We start from the raw sequence: 21,724 nt of genomic DNA on the forward strand, positions 1-21,724 counted from the left end.
CAATGAATGAAAGATTCAGCAAAGTTCATCCATGGACTAGTTCTCCCGAGTTCGGCCTTGTGTCACGAGCAGGATTTTCTCGACTATTTATTATCTTTTCAGGCAGGAAAACCTCACCCCCTTCTTGGTTTGCCCATATTGACAAGGTCATCTTGTGACGTTTAGCCTTGCTGAAATATTCGCCAAACTGTTTTGCTGGATTGTGCTTATCCAGTCCATCCAACAACCGCCAATCCGCCGCCACCCGCAACTTGCGCAACGCCTCAGGTTTGATATTGCACACCCCCACCGCCACGTCATACGCCAGCGCCCGTTCAGCGTGCATGGGATTGGTCATAATGGTGGAGTGGTCGGTGGCATATGCGCCGGCCTGGATGCGCAGCATTTCTTCGACCTTCGCACCGCGCCATGTCAGATAATCGGCGCCGGGCGTGGCGTGGGGCAGTTCCTGTTCTACTTTCTGGCCGACGGGAACTTTTTTCTCGCGGATGGCCTGCGCACGAATGACCGCGCGCTGTTCGTAGCGCAAACGCGCTTCGTCGTCGGCTGTGCCTTTTGCAATGTCCATTCTTTGCGCTTCCAGCCTTTTTTCCTCGCCTTGCAGGCCGCCGCGCGGAATGGCATGGTTGGCAAAATAATCATCGTCCGGCGTGCGCTGCTTGCCGGCCTGGCGCGATTCGCCCGCGGGGTCATAGCCTTCGTCGAATTTGTCGCTCAGTTCGCCGAAACGCAAAGATTGGGGCGTGAATGACGGTGTCAGGTCGGGCGCAGCCAGCTCGATTTTCCAGTGTTTGTCAGGCGAGGCATTGGTGGGTTTTTTGACCAGTTTGGTCAGCAGCAGGAACAGCGGCGCAAAGCCCACCGTCAGGATGGTGGCAAACTCGCTCTCGCTCGCGTCCATGCCGCGCTTGATCGAGTACGACGCATATTTCTGCGCCGGAAACCAGAAATCCTTGCCGCCAGGCTCAGGACGTCGCCAGTGATCAAGCCAGTAGTCATAGGCGCCCTGCTTGCCTACCTCGAAACCCTGTGCAAACACGCGCTGCACATACACGCCTGCGGCATTGGTGGCCGCCAGCTCTGCGCCATTGAGGCCGCGCCAGCCGATGCCCTGGATGGCGATCGACGACACCACGATATCGTGCGGATTGCAATATACGGTCACGCGGCCATACGACGATTTCTTGCCACCGCGCGCGGCGCCGGCGATGCCATATTGTTCGCGGTCGGCAGCGGCGGTAAAGCCATGTTGCGCATTGGCCATCCACTCATCGATGCGCTCATCGGTTTGCACTTCGCCCAGGCTGGCGCGCTGGCGGATGATTTCAAAGAAATTCTTCAACGTTTCAAGGCGCGCGTCCACCGTGACCCGGCCCGTGCTGCCATCGGCGGCGCGCAGATTGCTGCCGATCCAGTTCTCGGAAAAATTACTTTCCGCTACGCTGTAAGGCGAATTGCAGATCACATAATTGTCGGCCACGCAGGCAAACTTGCCCTCCACTGCCGGTAATTTTGCGCCCAAAAATGCTGCCGCCATCGCCACCATCGTGCCCTGGCTGTGGCAGACGATGGTGATGGGCACATCGGCCTGCTGCTGGCGGATCGCCTCGACCAGCCTGGCCAGGCGATATGCGGCCAGCACGAAATACGGCCGCGGTGGACAGCTGAACACCTGCCGTTCCGGGAACGGGTTCATATGCTCGATGGTGGTCCACAGAAACAAGTCCTGGCTCAGGCCATCCTGCCACAAATCGGCCAGTGCGCTGCAGCCGTTGGCAAACGGCCCGCCGCCCCAATAGTCTTCTTCATTCAGGTAAATGCCCTTGCCATACTTCTGCAGTTCCTCGCCGGAAGCCTTGTAGCCCCAGCGGAAGCGGATCACGGGCGAAAAGCTGGCCGCATCCATAATCAGGGTGTCGGCCGACATCTCGGGATTGAGAAAGCCGTCATCGGTGATTTCCTTGCCGTAGGAGACAGGCGCCAGCTCCCCGCCTTCTACACCGTGATGCACAAGGTGTTCGCAACAGCGCTTGAGGCGGTTGTTCAGCCCCTTGCACATGCCCTGTTCTGCCGCCTCATACCACTCGCCATCGGAATTGACGCCGTGCACGAAAATAATCATGCCCGGCAGCGGCAATTGCTGCACCGTCACCTTGTCACTTTGCAGATAATCGGCACTGCAGGCAAACTGGCCGTGCAGGTCAACTTTCGGGTCGTCACACAGCGGTGGGCGTGGATCAAAGGTCATGGTGGCAAGTCCTGTCATCGAGGTTCATGGACGGCGGCTGAAGAAAAAGCCTTTCAGCCTTTGCAAATGATCGGTCAGCACCTTGGGGCCACGCCCGTTGGCGTCACTCTTGCCCGTCAGGGCGCTATCGTTTTCGCGCTCGATATGCACCTCCACGCCTTCGACAGGCTTGCCGTCGGTGGCGCGTACCAGTTGCGGCACGCGGCCCAGGTCGCCTTCACTGAAAACGGGCAGCTCCGCCTTCATGCTGGCCGGACCGTTCCAGTGGTGACCATCGGTCTTGATGGTCAGGGCACCCGGCCCGCCAAGCTCGACGGCACCGCCCGACAGTTTCAAATAGGCGCCACCGGTCGTCATGAAGGTGATTTCATCGTGCGCCATGCCGACCAGTCGTGTGCCGGCCGACAAACGGATTTCCGTGGCAGCATCCGCCTGCAGCAGGTCGTGCTGGCTTTGCAGCAAGAATTTGCCGTAGTGCGCCACTTGCACGATGCCGTCCTGGTGCGCAAACAGCGACAGACCCTTGCCCGCATTGATATTGCAGCGCTGCGCTGCGCTCAGTTGTAACTGCTGCAGGGCCACCAGGTCGATATTGCCACCGGCATGGCCGGCGATGGTTTTCGGCGTGGACAGAGCCACGCCGTCGGGTGCGGTGATGCTGATTACCGGTTTGTCGGCCGCGATGGCGCTGGCCAGCGCTTCGCTGCCGGCAGTTTCCGGCGCCAGCGCCTGGTGCTGCGCGGCGTATTCGCCCATCGACTTGAACAGTTCCAGGCACTCTTTCATCAGCGCCGCATGCTCGCTGCTGTCAAGCTGCTTGCCGTTGGCAGCCAGTTGCTGCCAGCTTGAAATCAACAGCGAGCGGGCCGTGCGCAGGCTGCCGCTGGCGTCGCTGCGCAATTCAAACCCGTCGCCACGCTGCTGGCCGGCGCCACCGCTGCGCGGTTCGCTCAGATGACCGAGGTTCAATTGCGTTGCCGCATGGTCGCTGGCCAGCTGGGCGCCGATCTGGCCCGGCGTATCGTCCAGACATAGCTGATTGCCGCGCGCCCCGCGTATTTCACGGCTGCGCAGACCCGACAGATAGCGATTGCCAGGCAAGCCGCCACGCTCACTCAGGCCGGGCGGCACGGCCACCGCGTTGTACAGCTGGCCGACAATGATGGGCCGGTCCGGGTCGCCACCAAGAAAATCGACCAGGACTTCGCTGCCGATGCGCGGCAAGCTCACTGCGCCGCACTGCCGGCCGATGCCGGGGCCATTGCCGGTCCAGCTCGATGCAACGCGTACCCAGGCCGAATCGCGCTCGGTGTTCGAGGCACCCGAGCCGTTGGCATGTGCATGGTCTTGCGCACGCGTGGCAACAAAGCGCACCTTGACCCGGCCCAGCGCGTCGCAATGCACCTCTTCATTGCCTGGGCCCACTACCAGCGCGCTTTGCAGCCACACCACGGGCAAGTCGCTGCGCGGGTCGAACGCGGGCACGATAGCGACGCCGCGCCGCACGCAGCTGAAACGGTTGCGGTAACGCAAGACGGTGCCATCCGCTGGCGAGGCCAGGCTTGCATCGACGGCCCAGTGGTTCTGCGCAAACAGGCGGTCGATGCGTGCATCGACGCCCTTCGGCAAGTTATTGCTGGCCAATACCGTCAGCGACGTGATCACGAAACTGCGCTGCTCGACGGCATGGCTGTCGATCTCCGCATGGCCCTGCAAGCTGAACCATTGCCCGGCGCAAAAATCGCGTACACAGCCTTCGCCCTCGAAGCACTTGGTTTCCAGGTCGTGGCGCGCCATCGCCAGCTCACCGAGCCGGGCATGATCGTCGCTGCCGGCGCCGGCCTGTGGCATCTGCACGATGTAATCGTCGAGGGTGGCCGCCAGTTGCTGCCCGTTGGCGCCCTGCTGCGCCATGCCGTATGCGCGCGTGTGCATGAATTGCGGGTTGAGCGGGTGGGCGTCGTCCCAGCTGTGACGCTCGGACGTTCCCGGCTGCAAGCGGCGCACGGCGTTCCAGGCCGTGACGGTATCGCGCTGTTCGGTGGCGTCGTCACGGTGATAGCGAACCAGGCCGGCCGCGTTTTGCGCCAGCCGGCTGGCGTCATCGAACAGCAGCACGGTGTGAGCGGGAAAGTCGTCGCCTTGCGCGCCCGGCGTCGCGGGCTGGCCCGGACAGATGCACCAAGCGATGCCGCGGCGGCGCAACAGGCGGCGGATAAAGGCCGCGTCCGATTCATTGTGCTGCATGGTGAAGTCACGCGGCAGATGCTGGCGCGCCGCCAGCGCCGGCTCGATATCGAGCGCCAGGCTGGCCGCCAGGATGGCATTGCCCTGGCGCCATTCTTCGAACAGCAGCTGCACGATCTGCAATTCGTTCTTGTCGAGAAATACGCGCGTATTGATGCGCTTGTCCATCAGCGCCAGCGCATCGCGCAGTACCAGCTGATACGTGGCCAGGCCGCCATCGCTCTGGCCGGCGCTGGCCTCGGCGACGATGCCGCACACGCTGCGCAACGCGCCACGGTCAGTCACGATCTGCAACTCGGCCGGCACGGCGATGAATTGCTTGAGCGGCAGCTGCGCGTCGGTCGCCACGCACAGGATGCGGTAGTCGATGCCGCCACAGAGGGTTTCCGTGCCGTGGATACGCTGCGGCAGCAATACATCGTCATTGATGCCCTGCGCGTAAGCCAGGCGCAGGCGCAGCGGCCGGTTGGTCGTCGTCATCAAGCTTTTTTCCAGCGCCATCCATTGTGCAAAATCGTTGTCACTTTCCACGGCATGCCCTCCCCATGTGGCTGATATCTCAGGCGGAACCATCAAAACGCAGCTCGTAATGCATGTCGTCGCGGTCGGCCTGTGGCGGCTCGGTCAGCAGAAAAGCATGCTGGCCCAAGCAGGCGCCATCGCTGCCGCCCAAAGTGCAACCGTGCACGGCGTCGCGGCGCAGCACCAGTCGCACCTCGAAGCTGATGCACGGCAAACCGAACAGCGCCAGCATCTGGCGCAGGGCAACCGCACCCGGGCGCCCTGGCAGGAAGTCGTCATATTGCTCGCGAGACAAGGGACCCAGCCGCAGCCTCAGGCGCAGGTCGGCGCGCCGGCAGCGCTCGCCCAGCATGGCGCCGCCGCCCAGCACCGCATTGCTGCCGGCCAGTCGCGTATGCTCGTGTGGCGCACGGCTCACCCAGGCCGCAATAAAACGCTGCACCCGTATTTCCACGCCAAAATAGTCGGCCAGTACGGCTTGCATCACTTCGGCCGTGGCCGGCCGCTGGCGCAGCAGGGCGGCGTAATGGGCCAGCACATGCGCGGGCAAGCCGTCGGGTACCGGCTGCCGCGCATCGGTTGCAATGCCGGCCAGCGCCAGTTGCAGCGGCAGGAAGTCGCCGCCATCGTCATTGCCCTGGCATTCGATGCGGTAACGGGCCCAGGCCTGGTAAAACAAGCTCAGCGCGCGCTGCGAGAGGCCGTCGAGCCAGGCGCGCGGGCCGGTGTCCCCGGTGTCACGCTCATGGCGGTCGATCGTATCGGTGTAGTGCAGCGGCAGGTTGCCGTGCAGGCCCAGAAAACCGATCATGGCGGCGCGCACATGAAACCGGCCCTCGTCATCGGTCCAGCAGTCTTCGATCTGGCCAGGCGCAAACGCCAGGCTGGTGCTGCCGTGCAGGTGCAGAACCTGCTCGAATACCAGGTCCGCTGCCACTCCCTGTTGCGCCAGCCAGGCCGCCAGCAGGCGCAGCGCCTGGAAAAAATCGAAACGCCCGGGCCGCGCCAGCAGTTGCGCGATCAAATCAGGGATAAGCTCAGGGATCACAGCAGGGTCTGGCTTCCATTGCGGGGCAGGCAACACAGCAACTCCTTTCCACTCTGGTGCGACAGGACGATCAATCGGGTATAGCTGGCAAGGTGCACATATAACCCGAGAAAATGTTCGATCACTTGCGCGAACGCATGCAGGCCGCTGCCGACAAAGGCCTCCTCGTCCACCGTCAGCAATACCTCGATGCCGAACACCAGGCTGCCGCCCCCTTCGTCTGCCAGCCAGGTGCTGGCGGGGCGCTGGCGCAAGCCGGTGATGCCGGCGATCTGGCCCGCGGCACTGGCGGAACCCGGCAAGTTGTACAGCTCCAGGATTTGCTTGAAAACCGGCAAGCCCTGCTGGCCCAGCGACTGGTGATTCAGCGACAGCTGGGCAATCAGCCGCCAGTGAGCCGGCGCGCCCGAGGCAAAGCGGCAAAGAGCGGATGGTTTGCGCAGCAGGCGCACCGGCAAGCTGCTGGCCGGCCCTTCATGGCGCAAGTCGCCACCGGCCGCGCCATAAGCCATGCGGGTCGGCAAGTCGCGGTTGCTGCAGGTGAGATTGATCGACACGGTCTGCGTGCTGTCATGCAGCGGCGCCATGGTGCTGTCGACAAAGGCGATGCGCATCTCGTAGCCGGGGTGGCTTAGCGCCATGACTTCGTCGCGCCGCGCCAGCCAGTAACGGCCGCGGCGCCCACCGGCCTCGCCGTGGCGCATCGAGTACAGAGGGGAATAAGTGTCCAGCGCCGCATCTTGCCCGCTGGTACCGAGCACATGCACGCTGTCGACACTGTAGATATCATAGCAATGCGCCTGCCGCACGGACGGCAGCAGCGGGTAATCAACGCTGGTGTGCGTCAGGCGCAGCGGATTGGCCGCCTGGGCAAACAGATTGACGACCGGCGTGCAGCCGGTCAGCAGGTTGCGCTTAGCCAAAGGCCGCAGGATGCGTGCGATAGCGGAGTCGGCGTGCACGCCGGCCAGCAGCAAGTGCACGGTGCAGCGGCGGCAATCGTCGGGCAGCAGCGCCTGGATTTGCGCCAACTCAATATCGATAAAGTTGAATTTGTCGGGAAAGGCAAAGTATTCGGTCAGCAAACGATAGGCCGGGTGCGAGGTGGCCTGGAACGGGAGCAACGCTTCACCTGCTGCAAAACCGACCGCCGCGACGGGCACCTGGCCCAGCACCAGCCAGCGCCCCGCACCAGCGCCGTCGACGATCTCCACGCAGGCGCCGCGCACATGCAGGAACAGGGCGTCGCGCAAGCTCGCGCACAAGGCCGGCTCACCGTCGAGTAACAAGCGCAGCGACGGCACGGCCAGGTTGCCGAGGGCAGGCACGGCGCCGGTGGCTTCGACGCCGATGCTGATGGCGGAGCCCAGTTCGCTGGCCAGGTGCAGCGCTGGCGGCGCCGCCAGCACGGCTTGATAGCGCACCTCAAACAGGCGCAGCGGCGCCACCGTCACATCCCAGGCCGTACTGAACTTGCAGGCCACGCCCTGCTGCTCCTGACCATGCATGACGGTGCCGCGTGGAATCACGACCGGCCCGACATCGTCATGGTCATCATTGTCGACGCGGGCAATCGAACACGACGGAAACGGCCGCAGATAATGCGGAAAATTCACATCCAGCAGGGTATCGCTGAATTGGCCAAATGCATCGTCAAGCCGCTTGGCCGTGCGCGCATTGAACATGGCAACCGCCTGCAGCATGCGCGCCAGGTGTGGATCGCCGGCTTCGCCCCCAGCCATGCCAAGCGCGCCGGCCAGCGCCGGATAGCGCCGCGCGAACATCTGGTTATGCGCACCCAGGGTGCCCAGTTCGCGCTCGTAATAGTGCAGCAGCTTGTCCATCACCGCCCTCCCCAATGCCAGGTTCCCCTTGCATTATTGGCGCAGCGGCCACCATCAAAGTTGCGATTAAACAAGTTTCCCGGTCACACTTCATCATCTTGCACGGCAAGTTATCTTCATTTTTTATCAATAGTAATTGACTTATTCGAAACAATCGCTTTAAATCGGGAAGTTACTTAAAATCAATTTACTGCGCCCCACGCCCTATGGAATTGCTCGATCCGGTGCAGCAAGCTGCACCACATGACGACACGCTCAGCGCGCACTACGAAATGCGCCGGCTGCTGGGCGAAGGCGGTTATGGCCATGTGTATGAAGCGTGGGACGCCAAGCTGTGCCGCAGCGTGGCGCTCAAGCGCCTCAAGCAGCATGCCGACATGCTGCATCCGGAGAAGCTGCTCAAGGAAGCGCGCCTGGCGGCGTCCCTGCGCCACCCCGCCTTCGTGCGCATTTTTTCCATCGATGGCGACGGCAAGAGCCAGGCCATCGTGATGGAACTGGTCGAAGGCCAGACGCTGGGGCAGTTCATGCACGCTGCGTCAGTCGAACTCGACACGGCACTCGATATCGCCAGCCAGATCGCCGACGCGATGGATGAAGCGCACGCGATGGACCTGGTGCATGGCGACCTGAAACCATCGAATCTGATGCTGGAAGCAAACGGCAAGGTGCGCATCCTGGACTTCGGCCTGGCACGCCAGCTGGACCCACAAGCGACGCAAACCACGCTGCTTTGCGACCTGCAGGGGACGATTGCCTACATGGCGCCCGAGCGCCTGATGGGCCGCCTGCCCGACATGCGCGGCGACATCTATGCGCTGGGCGCCATGCTGTACGAAATGCTGGCCGGCCAGCGCCCGTTCGCCCACCTGAACGGCCTGGCCCTGGCCGCTGCCCATATGCAATCGAACGCGGTCTGGGCGGCCATGCCATCGTCCGTGCCGCCAGCCATCGATGCGCTGGTGCGTTCGATGACGGCGCATGAACCGCTGGAGCGGCCAAGGACCATGCGTGATGTGCGCGAGGCGATTGCGGCGCATCGCAACGCATCAGGCACTGCTCCTTTGCCGTTAGCGGAGACTGCGTTGCAGCCGAAAGCCCCCTCGAGTGTCGCCATTCGCCTGCCGGTTCCGCGCAAACGGACCTTGCAAATCGGTGCCGGCTTCGTGCTGGCGGCTGCTGCGGCAGCCTGGCAGTGGCCCAATGTCACCGCAGTCGTTGCATCATTCTTCACCGATAAAAAAACAAGCGTGCTGTATTCAGAGATGACAAGCATGGCAGCCGGAATGGCGGCATTGCGCGCGTTTGATCGAGATACCGAGCAAGAGCAGGCACTTGAACATTTCAGTACCATCATCAGACACAATCCGGAGCACGCGGCTGCCAATGCAGGCCTGTCACTGGTTTTCACCTTGCGCTATCTGGGCACCAGCCGTGACGAAACCTGGCTGCAGCGGGCGGAAGTGGCGGCAAAACAGGCACTGGTAACCGACGACCAGCTCGCTCTCGCCCATGTGGCGCAAGCCTGGGTGCTTGAGCACCGAGGCGACCGCGCACGTGCCCTTCAGGAAACAACCATCGCCTTGAACCTGGACCCGACCAATCCCATGGGTTTGTATGGCAAGGCACGCCTGCTGATCCATGCACAAAAAATTGAATTGGCACGTGCCTTGCTGGACAAGGCCATGATGCTTTATCCGGACGATACTACTTTCGTGAACCTCATGGGCATCATGGAATATGACTTGGGCAATTACACCGCTGCTGAAACGCTGTTTCGGAAATCGATACAGATGGCGCCTCACGTAAGCTCGGCATATGCACAGCTCAGCGCTACGCTTGAACGGCTAGATCGCAGCGACGAAGCGCTGCAAGTTGTGCAGCAAGGCCTGCAAGTGCAGCCAGACTGGGAGCTATATACCAATCTCGGCAATGCCCTGTTCAACAAGGGTAACTATCTGGGTGCAGTCCAGGCATTCAAGAATGCGGTTTCAGAAAATAAAGGAAATCCGGGTAACTACCTGCTATGGGCGAATCTGGCAGACGCCCAGCGCTGGGTTCCCGGCCAGATCGAGCGCTCGCACGATTCCTACCGCCGTGCAATTGCGCTCATCAAGGTCATGCTGCAGCACTCGCCAAACGACCCCACGATCAACTCGCGACTGGCCTTGTATTTTGCCTATGCCGGATCGCGCGACGATGCGTTGAAGCACCTGGCCCATGCCACCGCACTTGCGCCCGGTTTGCCGGACATCCATTTCAGGGCAACCCTGAGCTATGAGCTGCTTGGCATGCGCAATGAAGCGATCACTGCATTGCGCCAGGCTGTAGCACGCGGCTATCCCATCAACCTGATCGAGTCGGCGCCCGATCTATTGGCATTACGGCGAGATGCTCGCTACCAGGATTTACTTATTAACTTGGAAAGAAATCAGAAAATATGACCTACGAAAAACCCTGGATGAAGTTATCTGTTCATTTCGATGCAAACCAGATCACCAACCAACTCAACTATACATTTACCTCCTGCGACGGCAGTGCCCATCCGCAGCAGGGTCCTGATACGGGGGGCGTGCAATTCCAGCCGGGCCAGCACGTTTATCTCGATATCAATTGTTGCGGTACCGGTGGCTTTCTTGATTTCCAGATCGTCGATTGCAACCTGATCACCATACCTCAGATTACCCAGATCGCGCCCGAGCTCCCCACCCTTTACTCGCCGCCGTCGCCGTTCGTACAATGCGTGGGTGCTACCTATGCCGTACCGCTCGATTTCAAAACTCATGTCTTGCCGCCAGACCCGGCCCAGCCCGACCTGCGCCGTATCCGCCAGGAATGGCAACAGACACTGGAGGTCGCTGAGAACAAAGGCCGCTGGGAACTGATCTTCGTCATGACTGTGCGTATCATTCGCGGCGAGCAAGCGTTGCCGGAATTGCGGGTATTCAGTTTTGATCCGGAAGCATCCGTCGGCGGAAGGGTCAAACCGTAAGCCATTGACATCATCCCTGCATCGAGTGCTTTCGCTGCAACAGAACCTGAAAAATCTGTTTGAGCAGCACCAACCGACGTTGAAAGTCAGGCCGGCGGGACGACTATCATATAATCGCCTCCCCGGCCACCCGAAAGCCCGCCATGCCAGTTCTTAAGTCGCTACCCCACCTCGCCCTGCTCTGCCTGTGCACCGCCGCCAGCACCGTGCACGCCCAAGCTGCAGACGATGCGGTGACACCTTACCGTCCATCCGTATCGAGTCCGGCGCAACTGCCGGTGCCCGGGCAGCTGGAACTGGAACTGGGTGGCCTGCAAACCAGGCTGGACGATGACCGCAGGGCCAGCCTGCCTTATACCGTCAAGCTGGCCTTCAACGAGGCCTGGGGCGTGGTGCTGGGCGGTGAAGCTTTTGTTTCCGAGCGTGACGGCAGCAATGGGCGCAACCAGGGCCTGGGCGATACCACGGTCGAACTCAAGCACGCTTTCCTGGTCAACCCGGCCACCGCCTTCGGCGTGGAGCTGGCCGCCAAGGTGCCGACGGCGCGCAAGGTGATCGGCAGTGGCAAGGCGGACTACAGCGTCAATGGCATCTACAGCCAGGATATCGCCAGCGTGCATATGGACAGCAACTTGAACCTGACGCGCATGGGCGCCGTCGATGCGGGCGAAGGCCGGGTGCAGACGGGCGCGTCGCTGTCGTTGTCAGTACCGCTGGACGAACACTGGGGTGCCACGGGCGAGCTGTCGGGTACGCGCCGCTCGGGCGCCGACAGCACGGCCCAGCTGCTGCTGGCCACTACCTACAGCCCGACCAAACGGCTGGCGATCGACTTCGGCTTTGCGCGCGGACTCAATCGCGCCTCGCCCAGCTGGTCGTTCTTCAGCGGCTTTGTGATGCCACTGGCACGCCTGTGGTAGCGGCATCACTCAGGTAGTGGACAACACCTTCGGCCCGGCTGCCCCGGGCATGCTGTTGAGTGACAATTGCTGCCCCCGCTCCACCATGCGGCCGACATACCAGGCGGTAAAAGCCTCCGTTTCCAAGGGCCGCGCAAACCAGTAGCCTTGCGCTTCGTCGCAGCCGGCCTGGCGCAAAAAGGCCAGCACTGCCTCGTTTTCAACCCCTTCGGCCACTACCCGCAGCCCTAGGTCTTGCGACAGCGAAATCATGGCCCTGACCAGGCCTTGCTGGCGGGGATCGCTTTCCAGTTCACGGATAAAGGACTGGTCGATCTTGACCACGTCGGCCGGCATGCGCTGCAAATAGGCCAGGCTGCTGTAGCCGGTGCCGAAGTCGTCGATCGCCAGGTGCACGCCGCTGGCGGCAAGCGCCTCGAGCGTCGCATTCGCCCGGGCAGGCTGGGCCATGATCGCGCTTTCGGTGATTTCCAGCTCCAGGCAGTCGCGTGGCAGGCCGCGCTCGTCCAGCGCCTCGGCCACGCGGCTGGCCAGCTCCGGTTCAAGCAGGTTAATCGCAGATACGTTGAGCGACAACTGCAGGGCCAGCCCCGCCTGGCGCCAGGCGCGCTGCTGGTTCAACGCGGCATTGAGCACCCAGGCAGTAGTGGCCTGCGCCAGGCGCGAACGCTCGATAAAGGGGATGAATTCGGCCGGGCCGATGGGGCCGAGCGTCGGATGGTTCCAGCGCAGCAGCGCTTCGGCGCCCACGCACAGGCCGCTGGCGATATCGATGCGCGGCTGGAACACCAGGCGCAGTTGGTCGTCTTGCTCCAACGCCGTGGCAAAGTCGCCCAGCAAGGTGAAGCGGCGCCGGTACAAACTGTCTTCATGGGCGGAATATACGGCGACATGGCTGGCGCGTTCCGTAGCGTCGTGGACCGCGCTCTGGGCGCGGCGCAGCACGCTCAGGCAATCGGCCGTGCCCACTTCGAACGGCGCCACGCCAACGGCGGGGGTGGCGACGAAACTGCTTTTGATGGTAGCGATCGCAGTGGCAATCTTCGCTTCGATCAAGGGTATGCACACATCGAGCGTCATGCCCGGCGCGCCCAGCACCGCAAACTGGGTGGTCGCCACGTGATACACCTTGCGGCCATTGCCGATTTCGTCGCGTATCCATGCGGCCGCATCGTTGACCAGCACGTCAAGGTAGACCGAGTCCATCGCGCGCGCGGCGTGCGCCAGCTGTTCCGGCGTCGCCAGGTTGATCAGGATCGCCAGGCGCCACTCGCCGTTGGGGCGCTCGTTTTGCATGTCATCGAAATCCTCGATGAACTGGGTGCGGTTCGGCAGGCCGCTGATCGAGTCAACGCGCCCGATCGCATGCATCATCTCGATCTGCGCCATGACCATGCCTGCCAGGTCGTTCAGGCAACTGATTTCCTCGTCTGTCGTCTGGCGCGGCGCGGTGCCAAGCACGCACAAGGCCCCCAGGCAATGGCCGTCCTGCGTGACCAGTGGCGCGCCCGCGTAGTAGCGCACACCGTCTGTCGCCAGCCTGCTGTCGCGGTAATACTCATCGGCCAGCAAGTCGGCGATGACCAGCGTTTCGCCTTCGTCTGCCACTTCACCGCATGGCGCCTTCATGCGCGGGATCGAGCTGTGGTCTATCCCGACACGCGACTTGAACCACTGCCGATCAGTATCGGTGAGCGACACTGCTGCAACGGGCAAGTTGAACAGCCGCGAAGCCATGCGCGTAATGCGGTCGAACGCCTCGCTGGGCGGGGTGTCGAGCAGATTGAGCTTGCGCAGCGCCTGCATGCGGCGCGCTTCATTGATATGGCAGGAATCGGGGTTGGTCATGGTCGGGCCTGGTTGCACGTCAGAATTGGCCAGTCCAACCCGGGCGTTGGTCACGCCTGGTAGTTGGCAATATTTCTCTCAATACAATACAAGGTCAGGGTACTTGAAAAGAAAAATGCCTGGAAGCACATATAGTACCCCGAAATTACATTGAAGTAATTTTCATTGGCCAAATGAAATTTTTTACGGTTTACTACGTTGTTTGACGGCGTAGCGCTTCAGCCGAACAATCAGACTTTTTCCTGTCAAAGTTGCTGCTGCGTGGCCTTCGCGCCGGGTCGGTAATGGTAAAGTACGGCTTGCTGCGGCCAGCACCCTCCAGAACAACGTTTACCTTCAAAGACTTACATGAATATGCAGTCAAACCACGAGCTCGCCAACATTGCCAGGAGCAAGCTCACGCCGATGATGCAACAATACCAGCGTGCGACTTTTAAGCAGCAATTCTAGCCCACGCGGAACGATTCATCGGCCTCATATTTTTTTTCAGTCCCCCTTGTATCCCCTCAACGTCAAGCATGCCACATATGAATCGTATGATCTCAATGCATTGCTCACGGCGTGGTCGAAATCATCAGTAATTTGAGGTTTTCCTAACAATCTGCCCATGCCTTTCGCGCGTCGTTTTAAGCGATCCGCCAACGTCTGGACACTGCCTTCCTTTCCGTCCTTTGAGCCTTTTGCCAAAATCCGGCAACCGTGCTATGATCAGGACGTTTCCGAACAGCCAATTTATTTATTGTCGTGCGCGGAATTCGTTGACCAAGCTAGCGCGTCGTCTATGTAGTAGCGTCCACATCGCTTACATGGAGGGCGCCGATCGCGGCTCGCTTGGCCTGCAATGTGGATTATGGATACTAAGCAGTGGAAAGATGGGCGCATTTTATGCGCCTGTTTTTCGTCCAAACGAAAGACAAAAAATGAATCAGCAATGGCGCGCGTTGGTTGTTGAATGTTTGCAGGAGGCGATGTCAAGGAATCCGGACAGGCCCGTGGCGGGCGCTCCGTTCAGCCAGCTGTTGAAGCGGCGAGCTGAGGTGGAAGGGCTCGACTTTCCTCCCGCCCCTTTCAAAAAATTTCTTCCCTTCGTAGAATCGTTCAAAGACGTCGTCATCGTTCAAACTCGCCCTGGTCAAGACGCCCTGATAGTGCCGTCGGATCGCGCGGATCTTCTTTCCAGCCCTAGCGATTCCAGAGCCAATCGCCTACGGGACGACATCTTCTTGGCCTTGACCAGCTTGGGAGCACGCTCTAACGCTGATCCTTTCTATCTGCGCGAAAGCGACGAAATCAACTGGTTTGGGCATGGGCAAGCTCGTCCGCAAAACGCCCTGCCTTTCCCCAAGGCGAGCTTTGAGCAAGAGATCGCCGACCGCACAGCCTTCATTGACTCAACGGAAGAAACCCTTCCCCATGAGAATAAAGCTAGGCTGTCCGCTGCGCTCCAAGCGACCTCACCTCTTGGCGCATTCTCTAGGGAAATCAAAAACCTGCAACTGTCGCAAGCGTGGCATCGATTCCGCATGAGGGCAATATTGACTAGGCTTCAGCGCTGGGCGTCCGATAGCGGCTTGGAGTGGAAGTCCGCGTGGATCTCCGAAAACAGCGCGACATCGGAGCAAGTCCCGGCGGCGGAGCAGATTCCCGTTCCACAGGCCGACGTGCTCGCCGGCGCGTTCGGACGGGAGTTTTTCACGGCCTTGGCCGAGGTGGTCAGCGACGACGACCTTCACAGGATATCCATTCCGCTGGATTTGGTCGCGAAGGCATGGAGAGCCAAGGGGCTTTGACAAATGCCGACTGCTCTTTTGGCAGGAGTTCCGTTGAGATTGGTGCGCCAAGCAACGGCCGCCCTCTCCCCAATCATGCGGGAGGGCGCGTGGAAGATCAAATTTGTTTCTGGGTCTGAGAAACTTTCACACATTGGCATTGCAGCGGTCGACGATCTGCTTAAGAAAGCCGCCGATCTTGACAGCGCTCATATCGTTGGCTTCCAACAAACGGGCGACCGTAGCGTGGTGGCGCAAAAGATCCGCCAACATTTTCGCTTTCGCTGGGGTGATGCGGAGCCCATGTGGGCTGCGGCCAACGACGCCACTCGCTTTTTGGCTTATGTGCGCGAAATTCTCGCCGAGGAAGAGCTTTGGCGCGAACATGTCATGCCACGCGACAAAAGCAGCCCTCTCATTCTTCCTGCCAACCTGTTCACGCGGAAGGCGGGCCACGAAGACATTTGGGAAGCATGCGAAATTTTCGGGCGGGGCGCTGAACACTATACGCAACTGGCGAAAAAAATTGACAAATTTGAGCGAGACCATCGAAAGGCTTATACCCCGAACTCGCCCATGTTCATGGTGGACCGAGCCGATTTGGTATGGAAAGACGCGGGGCCTTACCACGGGTCCACGCCATTTCCTAAGCAGTGGAAGTATTCGCTCAAGCTGATCGATGCCTTCCACTATGACGTCGAGCACCAAAAGGGAACGGGATTCACCATGACCGATTCCGCCAAATCGACCTTCTCGGTCAAATCAACGAACCACGCTAATATCGATTGCCATGGGTATCGCTCTCACAAGAAAAAATAAACGAAGCTTCCCAGCCATCGCCACTCCTCAAAGCTCTCTCCCACGCCACTCATCCACGGGGATCAATTTCCAGCCAAGCTATCACCCTATTTCATCGGGCGTGGACGCCGGATGACGTCTTAACAGGGGCGCTTTAAATATTCGTGAACGATTTCTTTCGACGGCGTATTGACTGGCTCGTTTGCCATGACGGCCTACGTGAGGCGCGAAATTCGTGACTAACGTTGCCTTGCCTGACTCAAGCGCGATACGCGTCTCGCATCGGGTCATATTCATGCTTTTTATTTATTTCTCTTGATTAAAAAAACCACTTTATCTATGGTTTCGCCAAGACGTTTTTTGCTCAATTCGCAACTCCAGACGGTAATCACTTGCCAGCCTAGTGCTACAAGTTGCGATTCTTTTCTGGCGTCGCGTTCTTGATTTGCGTGAATTTTAGGCCGCCAATATTCAATGTTGCTGGCGGGAGCCCTGCCTTGACGGCAACTGTGTCCGTGCCAAAAACATCCATGCATGAAAACAACAGTTTTGTAGCGTGGAAGCACTATATCTGGGGTTCCAGGCAATCGATTGTCATCCACGAGATAGCGGAACCCCATCCGATGTAGCTCTTTACGAAGCACCAGCTCAGGAGCAGTCCCCGTCTGCTTTACGCGCTTCATCAGCGCTGAGCGCTGCTCGGACGATAAGGTGTCAACCAAGGTTTATCGCAGCCGAGCGATTGCGGAGAGCGTCGCGGCGAAGCCCAGCAAAGGTGGAACCGCGTCGCCGATCCATTTGGTCACGCTTGACCTGCTGGGAGGACTCCCTTCATCCACAACAAACGAAAATGAATCCGGGAACGACTGGACTCGAGCAGCCTCATGCGGTGTTAGCACTCTGCGAACCAGCGGATGAATATAGCGTCCGCGTCCGGGCGTGAGAAAACCGGTGGTGATTGTTTGCGCCGGCTTGTCCCACTTCATTCTTCCGTAAACAGAAGGATAGGTATGGCCGTTTTTGTGGCAATCCGGCCTGACCTCGTCAGGTAAATCATACAAATCATTGTCGAACAGGTGATTTATTCGGGTGACGTTTTCCTCAGAAAAAATAGGAACTGTGTCCATGACGCCGCGCCCCTCCCCAGACGACAAATCGTCGCGCACGAGATCTCCGATAGCCCATTCCAATGACCGGGAGTCGTTACGCAAACCCTTCGCTACGTCTTTGATTGAAAGTCCAATATCCGCGTCATTTTTGCACGCGATCAGGAAATAGCGTTTTCGGGTCTGCGCGCCGCCCAATTCGTGCGCGGCCAGAACGCCGCTATCGATCCACTTATAACCAGCGGCATTGAGCAACGTTTTTGCGGTATTGACAACATCGCTTTTATCGTTAACTACCTCTGGAACGTTTTCGAGCACGATCGCCCTTGCCCGGAGCCCCACGCCTATCGCCACAGCTGTAATGTAAAGCAGATTTCTCGGGTCTTCCCGCCTAGTTTTGTTATTAAGGTTTGAGTGCCCCTGACAAGGCGGTCCAGCAAGGAAGAGGTCAATCTTTCCAACCTCCCCCGCCAGGTCTGGATCCAAGATCTCTGGCTCGTAAGCAAAGCGCGAATCCGTCCCCGAGCCGCTAACGTGCCAATCGACAATGCTTGACGCGTTGGTGTGAAGTAGATGCTTCGTTCCGAAATTTTTTTGATGGACCAAAAGTCCTTCGCCATCCACGTCAATAGCGGCGACCGCTTCAAGCCGGCGCCCCACGGCAATTGCCGCTTGCGTTGCGCCAAGAGTCAGACCGCCACACCCGCAAAACGCGTCGACGATTCGAATCGGCGCATCGCTTGGCGGCGCATCGTTATAAACAGCGCCACCTCTCAAAAAACTTTGCCACCATGCGGACGCCGGTGGCCGATCCGACCCTGCCACATTGGCAACGCTAGAATTCCAAACCCCGTCCCCAATCCGCAGCGTTCGCGTCACTCTATCGTTCGCGTAAGCGAACTGCTCCAAAACTTCACTATTCATTCATTCAACCATAACAACTGCCGCCTCCGCTTCAATGACAGCGCGACATTCTTCCTCGGGCAAAATCTCAAGGAAGAGATTGGACCTTAGACGCCGAAGACGCTTCACCAAAGTTCTGATTTGATCAATCTTCAAATTCGGAGAGTTCTTATCGGCGCTGGGGTATTGGAACCGCAACAGCGCGCGAGCGAAGTTGCGGGCATTTGCATAGCCTTGGCGAAACAAGTGGCTTCTATAGAAGTCAATCTGTCCTGCATGGACTAGATGATACCGGTCCTGCGCTGCCTCGTCGAGAGTAAGTTCGGCTCGCAACCACAAGCGGAACAAGAGATTTTCATTCCGCGCTCCAATTCCATAGTTTGCAAGCTTGGTTCCGACGGCCGGGTTTCCGTAACGCCACTCAACCAGCTCGGAAAAATGAACCACACTCAACCAGAGCCAGAACTCGGGGTCGCTCAACATCACAGGCTCAGCAGGAATCATACTATGAACTAGCCTTGCAGCCTGTCCCTCAAACATGTTGCGCTCCCGGTCGTTCTTGATGCCATCCGGCCACTGCGACCTCAAGCCACAAAGCGCCTCCCGCAGGGCCACGACATAGCCCTCGTCCAACGCCCCGTCTCCTCGCTCCCGGATGGCAGGCTCAGCAACCACGTCGCCTCCTATGCGACGGCTCGTCAAAAATGCATTTGCATCAGCGCCGGTAATTGTCGAATATCTCATTTTCAGCTTTCAGCAATAGTTCTCACGGTGTTTTGGTCGGCATGCAATGCGGCTCTCAGGGCCGGCGTGCCGGGCTCTTTCACCCACGCTTTGAGTTTGGCCAAGTCGCATGCCTGAACTTGAGACAGCCGCTTCAAAAAAGCCGCTAAGGGGCTGTTCTGAATCGCCTCATCGTCACCCTCCCACTCGGTGGCGCTTTGAGCCAAAAGCTGACAAGAAATTTCAGCGGCGAGCATTGACAATGCAGGCCTAGCGATCCGCTGATTCGACTCAACAGCCAACTTGTTATACGCATCAATGTGGACATGAACTTTCGCCATCTGACGATCCTTAGTCGCAGGCTCGTTCATGCCGCCGAAATATTGGACGTGATAAAGCGTCTTGGCGGGCAATCCCATCCGCTTCCACCCTTCGTCATCCATTGGCTCAACATCAAACCCTTCCGCCACCTTCGGCGGACGCAACGTGAAGGTCTTCTTGGCAAGCCAGTGTCCAAGCAAGAACGGGTTGCCAGGCTGCTTTGGCAACTCCTTGCTCAGGCAAAGAGCTACATCAATGTTGGCCATGCCGCCGCCACCGATCTGGCCCAAAATTTCGTCCCCGACCTTAATCTCTTCGGGCAGGCCATTGCTCAACGGCACCATTGCCACCACGCATGTCCTCTTCAAAAACGGCTCCACTACAGTGACCGCAAGAACGAGTTCATCGGATGTGAGCGATGCCCCACCCAACGATTCGACACTAAAGTTCGGCCGCACGCTGAGCGATAGCTTGCGAAGATGCTGTGGTTCCACAACGTGAGCTGTTTCCGAAGTGAATTCAGCATCTTCAAAGAGCCTGATGTCCGCGCTCTCCAAAATGCGTTCAAGAGACGCCGCGCCAAAAAACGGACGCACATCCCTCGCGGCGGATTTGTGCCATGTGATCTTGCTCATGCTACATCCTTGTCAATGTCTGGGCGCAGCCGCACTGTCCAGGCAGGGTCATACTCTTCGGAAATGATCGTGAATTTTGCCTTCTCATGCTTTGAAAGCAAAAATCGATACACAGCGCCCTCTGCGTCCAAGCGCGTGGCGGTGATGCCGGAAATCTTGACTTCCAGCTTGAGATCGTCACCCTCTTCATTGTCATCCTCAATGACTGGACAGTTGATCCTAAGTCTGAGGGGGACCTCGTCTTCTTCGTGCTTGTCATCAAGCCAAACGACGAAAACGCTCGTCAGGCGCAACTTGCCTGACGGGGTCGCCTCTGCCGATGGCTGCTTTGAAAACTCAAGATGCAAGGGCGACGGAGCACCGTCAGGCGGAGCCGCGTTTCCAAATCCTTGCGGTTTAAAATAGCTTCCCAACGCGCGCTCCAACTGCCCCAACCGCTTTTGCTTTGCCGGGGCCGGAGGAGCCGCCTCGGTTTGAAAGCGCCGCAACCCGTGTCTAAGCCTGCTGATGACCGCCTCAACCATGCGCTTAGCCAAGCCGGTATCGTCACGTAAATTGATTGAATCTGGATCCCACCGGTCATGCGCCGGCGGCTCGCTCTTCTTGAGCACTAAATCAATCTCCTCACTGTCGGAAGCCAAGAAAGCGCCTGCAACGGGTGGCGAGGCCTCAGAGAACTGCTTGTAGGCGACCACCATCAGCGGCGCCCGGATCAACGCAACCGAATTGCACTTATCGCCAGGCACGACAGGTGTGCCTGTTTGATCCACCGGGATGACGACCAAACCGCCGGTTCCAAGTGGGACGCCCTCAAACGCGTTGAGTTTGAGTCGTTTTTGTGCCCCAGCCGCTGGCTCAGCAACAGATGTGGCGATTTCAAATGCCTGAATAAATGGCTTTAATGCAATATTTTTTTTAGGCCGCGGAATGTGCTCCTTTCCGTCGGCCTCAATAATTGCAACATCAAGCTTGTTTTGAATGAGGCGCGGCCACCACCAATCTTCCACTCCCTTCATGATCAATTCCATATTGACGTCGGAGTCGACGATCAAAATAGATGTTCCACATTGGCCTTCGGCTCTGAGTTCAAATCCCAGCTTTTCAGCGAGCTCATCGGCTTGCGCATTTTCAAGCGGGTCCACAATCACACGGCCGAGATCGTCCTTGCGCTCGACGGAGCCTAGCCAAGCGCGCCCGCTATACATCGTCCCTTTGAATTCATGGCTGGGATAGTAGCCGCAGCCGAATATACGAGTCCGCTCAGCTCCATCCGCGCCTTGGAAACGGGTGTATGCAAATATCGTTTGGATCGCTGAGCTTGACGAGTAAACTGATTTACCGAAACCGTAAGATCCCCCCGTGCCGTGCGCGGTGCGCGCCTTGGACCGGTCGCCCAGAGACAACAGGAGCCGGTAAAAATTCGAACCTTTGTCGTGAGGATCTCCCGATAGTCCTTCCGCGTTGTAGTCGTCCACGTAGAGCAGCCGCAGTGGAGTTCTAGACTTGTTGAGCGAGATCAAGCAGTTTGGAGCAAACTGCAGCGCGGCGTTTCGAGCCTCAATGGCTCCCAAATCCGCTGCGTCAACAAACGTCTTTTTCTTCGCGCCGGTCAAAGAGATTTCGCGAAAATAAACTTCAACCTTGGCTCCTGTGCCAGCATCAACGGAATTTTGTATCGCCTCGCGCGCCAACACATGCTCAGGCTGCATCCCTGGGGATTTTAGAGTGTTGGCATAAGCTTCGCCTGCAGCGCCCCCCATAGGGTCGCTGGCGTGAAAAATCCATCCCATCATTGATTCC

Annotated in this window: 15 protein-coding genes; 5 read left to right on the forward strand and 10 right to left on the reverse strand. The window is 59.1% G+C overall.

Annotation, left to right across the window (positions count from 1 at the left end; genetic code table 11):
• Nucleotides 1–25 precede the first annotated feature (25 nt).
• Genes ACQ4WM_RS05480 through tssF form a run of 4 tightly spaced genes read right to left on the reverse strand, consistent with a single transcriptional unit; the run spans nucleotide 26 to nucleotide 7,909 of the window.
• Nucleotides 26–2,248, reverse strand: a complete 2,223-nt coding sequence (locus ACQ4WM_RS05480; protein ID WP_436545669.1) for a T6SS effector phospholipase Tle3 domain-containing protein — start codon at nucleotides 2,246–2,248, stop codon at nucleotides 26–28.
• Nucleotides 2,249–2,272: 24 nt separating this feature from the next.
• The gene (locus tag ACQ4WM_RS05485; RefSeq protein ID WP_436545670.1) at nucleotides 2,273–5,026 is read right to left on the reverse strand and encodes a type VI secretion system Vgr family protein; all 2,754 of its coding nucleotides are present in this window, start codon (nucleotides 5,024–5,026) and stop codon (nucleotides 2,273–2,275) included.
• 28 nt (nucleotides 5,027–5,054) lie between these two features.
• Nucleotides 5,055–6,065 carry a type VI secretion system baseplate subunit TssG gene (gene tssG, locus ACQ4WM_RS05490; protein ID WP_436545671.1) on the reverse strand — a complete coding sequence of 337 codons (1,011 nt, stop codon included), beginning with the start codon at nucleotides 6,063–6,065 and terminating at the stop codon, nucleotides 5,055–5,057.
• Nucleotides 6,062–7,909: a type VI secretion system baseplate subunit TssF gene (tssF, locus tag ACQ4WM_RS05495; RefSeq protein ID WP_436545672.1), complete on the reverse strand. Its 1,848-nt coding sequence runs from the start codon at nucleotides 7,907–7,909 to the stop codon at nucleotides 6,062–6,064. The genes tssG and tssF overlap by 4 nt, the downstream gene beginning before the upstream one ends.
• 206 nt (nucleotides 7,910–8,115) lie before the next feature.
• Here tssF and ACQ4WM_RS05500 point away from each other — a divergent pair, with 206 nt between their 5' ends.
• From ACQ4WM_RS05500 to ACQ4WM_RS05510, 3 genes are all read left to right on the forward strand, one after another.
• A complete protein-coding gene (locus tag ACQ4WM_RS05500; protein WP_436545673.1) occupies nucleotides 8,116–10,353 on the forward strand; it encodes a protein kinase domain-containing protein in 2,238 nt (745 codons plus the stop codon).
• On the forward strand, nucleotides 10,350–10,901 hold the full coding sequence (locus ACQ4WM_RS05505; RefSeq protein ID WP_436545674.1) for a hypothetical protein: 552 nt from the start codon (nucleotides 10,350–10,352) through the stop codon (nucleotides 10,899–10,901). The genes ACQ4WM_RS05500 and ACQ4WM_RS05505 overlap by 4 nt, the downstream gene beginning before the upstream one ends.
• A gap of 143 nt (nucleotides 10,902–11,044) precedes the next feature.
• Nucleotides 11,045–11,821 carry a transporter gene (locus ACQ4WM_RS05510; protein WP_436545675.1) on the forward strand — a complete coding sequence of 259 codons (777 nt, stop codon included), beginning with the start codon at nucleotides 11,045–11,047 and terminating at the stop codon, nucleotides 11,819–11,821.
• Nucleotides 11,822–11,830: 9 nt separating this feature from the next.
• On the opposite strand, the gene ACQ4WM_RS05515 is transcribed toward ACQ4WM_RS05510, so the two are convergent.
• Nucleotides 11,831–13,669, reverse strand: coding sequence for a sensor domain-containing phosphodiesterase (locus tag ACQ4WM_RS05515; protein ID WP_436545676.1), 1,839 nt, complete (start codon nucleotides 13,667–13,669; stop codon nucleotides 11,831–11,833).
• Nucleotides 13,670–14,541: 872 nt separating this feature from the next.
• Between ACQ4WM_RS05515 and ACQ4WM_RS05520 the strand changes: the two genes are divergently transcribed.
• Both ACQ4WM_RS05520 and ACQ4WM_RS05525 read left to right on the forward strand, forming a co-directional pair.
• Entirely contained in the window at nucleotides 14,542–15,459 is a 918-nt protein-coding gene (locus tag ACQ4WM_RS05520; protein WP_436545677.1) for a hypothetical protein, read from the forward strand.
• Nucleotides 15,460–15,462: 3 nt separating this feature from the next.
• Nucleotides 15,463–16,257: a hypothetical protein gene (locus tag ACQ4WM_RS05525; protein ID WP_436545678.1), complete on the forward strand. Its 795-nt coding sequence runs from the start codon at nucleotides 15,463–15,465 to the stop codon at nucleotides 16,255–16,257.
• Nucleotides 16,258–16,538: 281 nt separating this feature from the next.
• Here the strand turns inward: ACQ4WM_RS05525 and ACQ4WM_RS05530 are convergent, their stop codons facing one another.
• From ACQ4WM_RS05530 to ACQ4WM_RS05550, 5 genes are read right to left on the reverse strand one after another with little or no spacing between them, the layout of a single operon-like run.
• Nucleotides 16,539–16,958: a very short patch repair endonuclease gene (locus ACQ4WM_RS05530; RefSeq protein WP_436545679.1), complete on the reverse strand. Its 420-nt coding sequence runs from the start codon at nucleotides 16,956–16,958 to the stop codon at nucleotides 16,539–16,541.
• A gap of 3 nt (nucleotides 16,959–16,961) precedes the next feature.
• On the reverse strand, nucleotides 16,962–18,266 hold the full coding sequence (locus ACQ4WM_RS05535; RefSeq protein ID WP_436545680.1) for a DNA cytosine methyltransferase: 1,305 nt from the start codon (nucleotides 18,264–18,266) through the stop codon (nucleotides 16,962–16,964).
• Nucleotides 18,267–18,989: a DUF6339 family protein gene (locus ACQ4WM_RS05540; RefSeq protein WP_436545681.1), complete on the reverse strand. Its 723-nt coding sequence runs from the start codon at nucleotides 18,987–18,989 to the stop codon at nucleotides 18,267–18,269.
• Between the two features lie 2 nt (nucleotides 18,990–18,991).
• Nucleotides 18,992–19,924 carry a hypothetical protein gene (locus ACQ4WM_RS05545; RefSeq protein WP_436545682.1) on the reverse strand — a complete coding sequence of 311 codons (933 nt, stop codon included), beginning with the start codon at nucleotides 19,922–19,924 and terminating at the stop codon, nucleotides 18,992–18,994.
• Nucleotides 19,921–21,717: a hypothetical protein gene (locus ACQ4WM_RS05550; RefSeq protein WP_436545683.1), complete on the reverse strand. Its 1,797-nt coding sequence runs from the start codon at nucleotides 21,715–21,717 to the stop codon at nucleotides 19,921–19,923. Before ACQ4WM_RS05550 ends, ACQ4WM_RS05545 begins: the two co-directional genes overlap by 4 nt.
• Between the last annotated feature and the right edge of the window lie 7 nt (nucleotides 21,718–21,724).

Origin of the sequence: Janthinobacterium longum, from assembly GCF_051380735.1 — a bacterium.
In the GTDB taxonomy this organism is placed as follows: Bacteria; Pseudomonadota; Gammaproteobacteria; order Burkholderiales; family Burkholderiaceae_D; genus Janthinobacterium.

What these genes read in the sequence shown, in the direction of transcription:
- tssF (WP_436545672.1), bottom strand. Translation starts at nt 7,909, where the DNA reads ATGGACAAGCTGCTGCACTATTACGAGCGCGAACTGGGCACCCTGGGT.
- ACQ4WM_RS05525 (WP_436545678.1), top strand. Translation starts at nt 15,463, where the DNA reads ATGCCGACTGCTCTTTTGGCAGGAGTTCCGTTGAGATTGGTGCGCCAA.
- ACQ4WM_RS05480 (WP_436545669.1), bottom strand. Translation starts at nt 2,248, where the DNA reads ATGACCTTTGATCCACGCCCACCGCTGTGTGACGACCCGAAAGTTGAC.
- ACQ4WM_RS05510 (WP_436545675.1), top strand. Translation starts at nt 11,045, where the DNA reads ATGCCAGTTCTTAAGTCGCTACCCCACCTCGCCCTGCTCTGCCTGTGC.
- ACQ4WM_RS05535 (WP_436545680.1), bottom strand. Translation starts at nt 18,266, where the DNA reads ATGAATAGTGAAGTTTTGGAGCAGTTCGCTTACGCGAACGATAGAGTG.
- ACQ4WM_RS05550 (WP_436545683.1), bottom strand. Translation starts at nt 21,717, where the DNA reads ATGATGGGATGGATTTTTCACGCCAGCGACCCTATGGGGGGCGCTGCA.
- ACQ4WM_RS05540 (WP_436545681.1), bottom strand. Translation starts at nt 18,989, where the DNA reads ATGAGATATTCGACAATTACCGGCGCTGATGCAAATGCATTTTTGACG.
- ACQ4WM_RS05520 (WP_436545677.1), top strand. Translation starts at nt 14,542, where the DNA reads ATGGGCGCATTTTATGCGCCTGTTTTTCGTCCAAACGAAAGACAAAAA.
- ACQ4WM_RS05500 (WP_436545673.1), top strand. Translation starts at nt 8,116, where the DNA reads ATGGAATTGCTCGATCCGGTGCAGCAAGCTGCACCACATGACGACACG.
- ACQ4WM_RS05515 (WP_436545676.1), bottom strand. Translation starts at nt 13,669, where the DNA reads ATGACCAACCCCGATTCCTGCCATATCAATGAAGCGCGCCGCATGCAG.
- ACQ4WM_RS05505 (WP_436545674.1), top strand. Translation starts at nt 10,350, where the DNA reads ATGACCTACGAAAAACCCTGGATGAAGTTATCTGTTCATTTCGATGCA.
- ACQ4WM_RS05545 (WP_436545682.1), bottom strand. Translation starts at nt 19,924, where the DNA reads ATGAGCAAGATCACATGGCACAAATCCGCCGCGAGGGATGTGCGTCCG.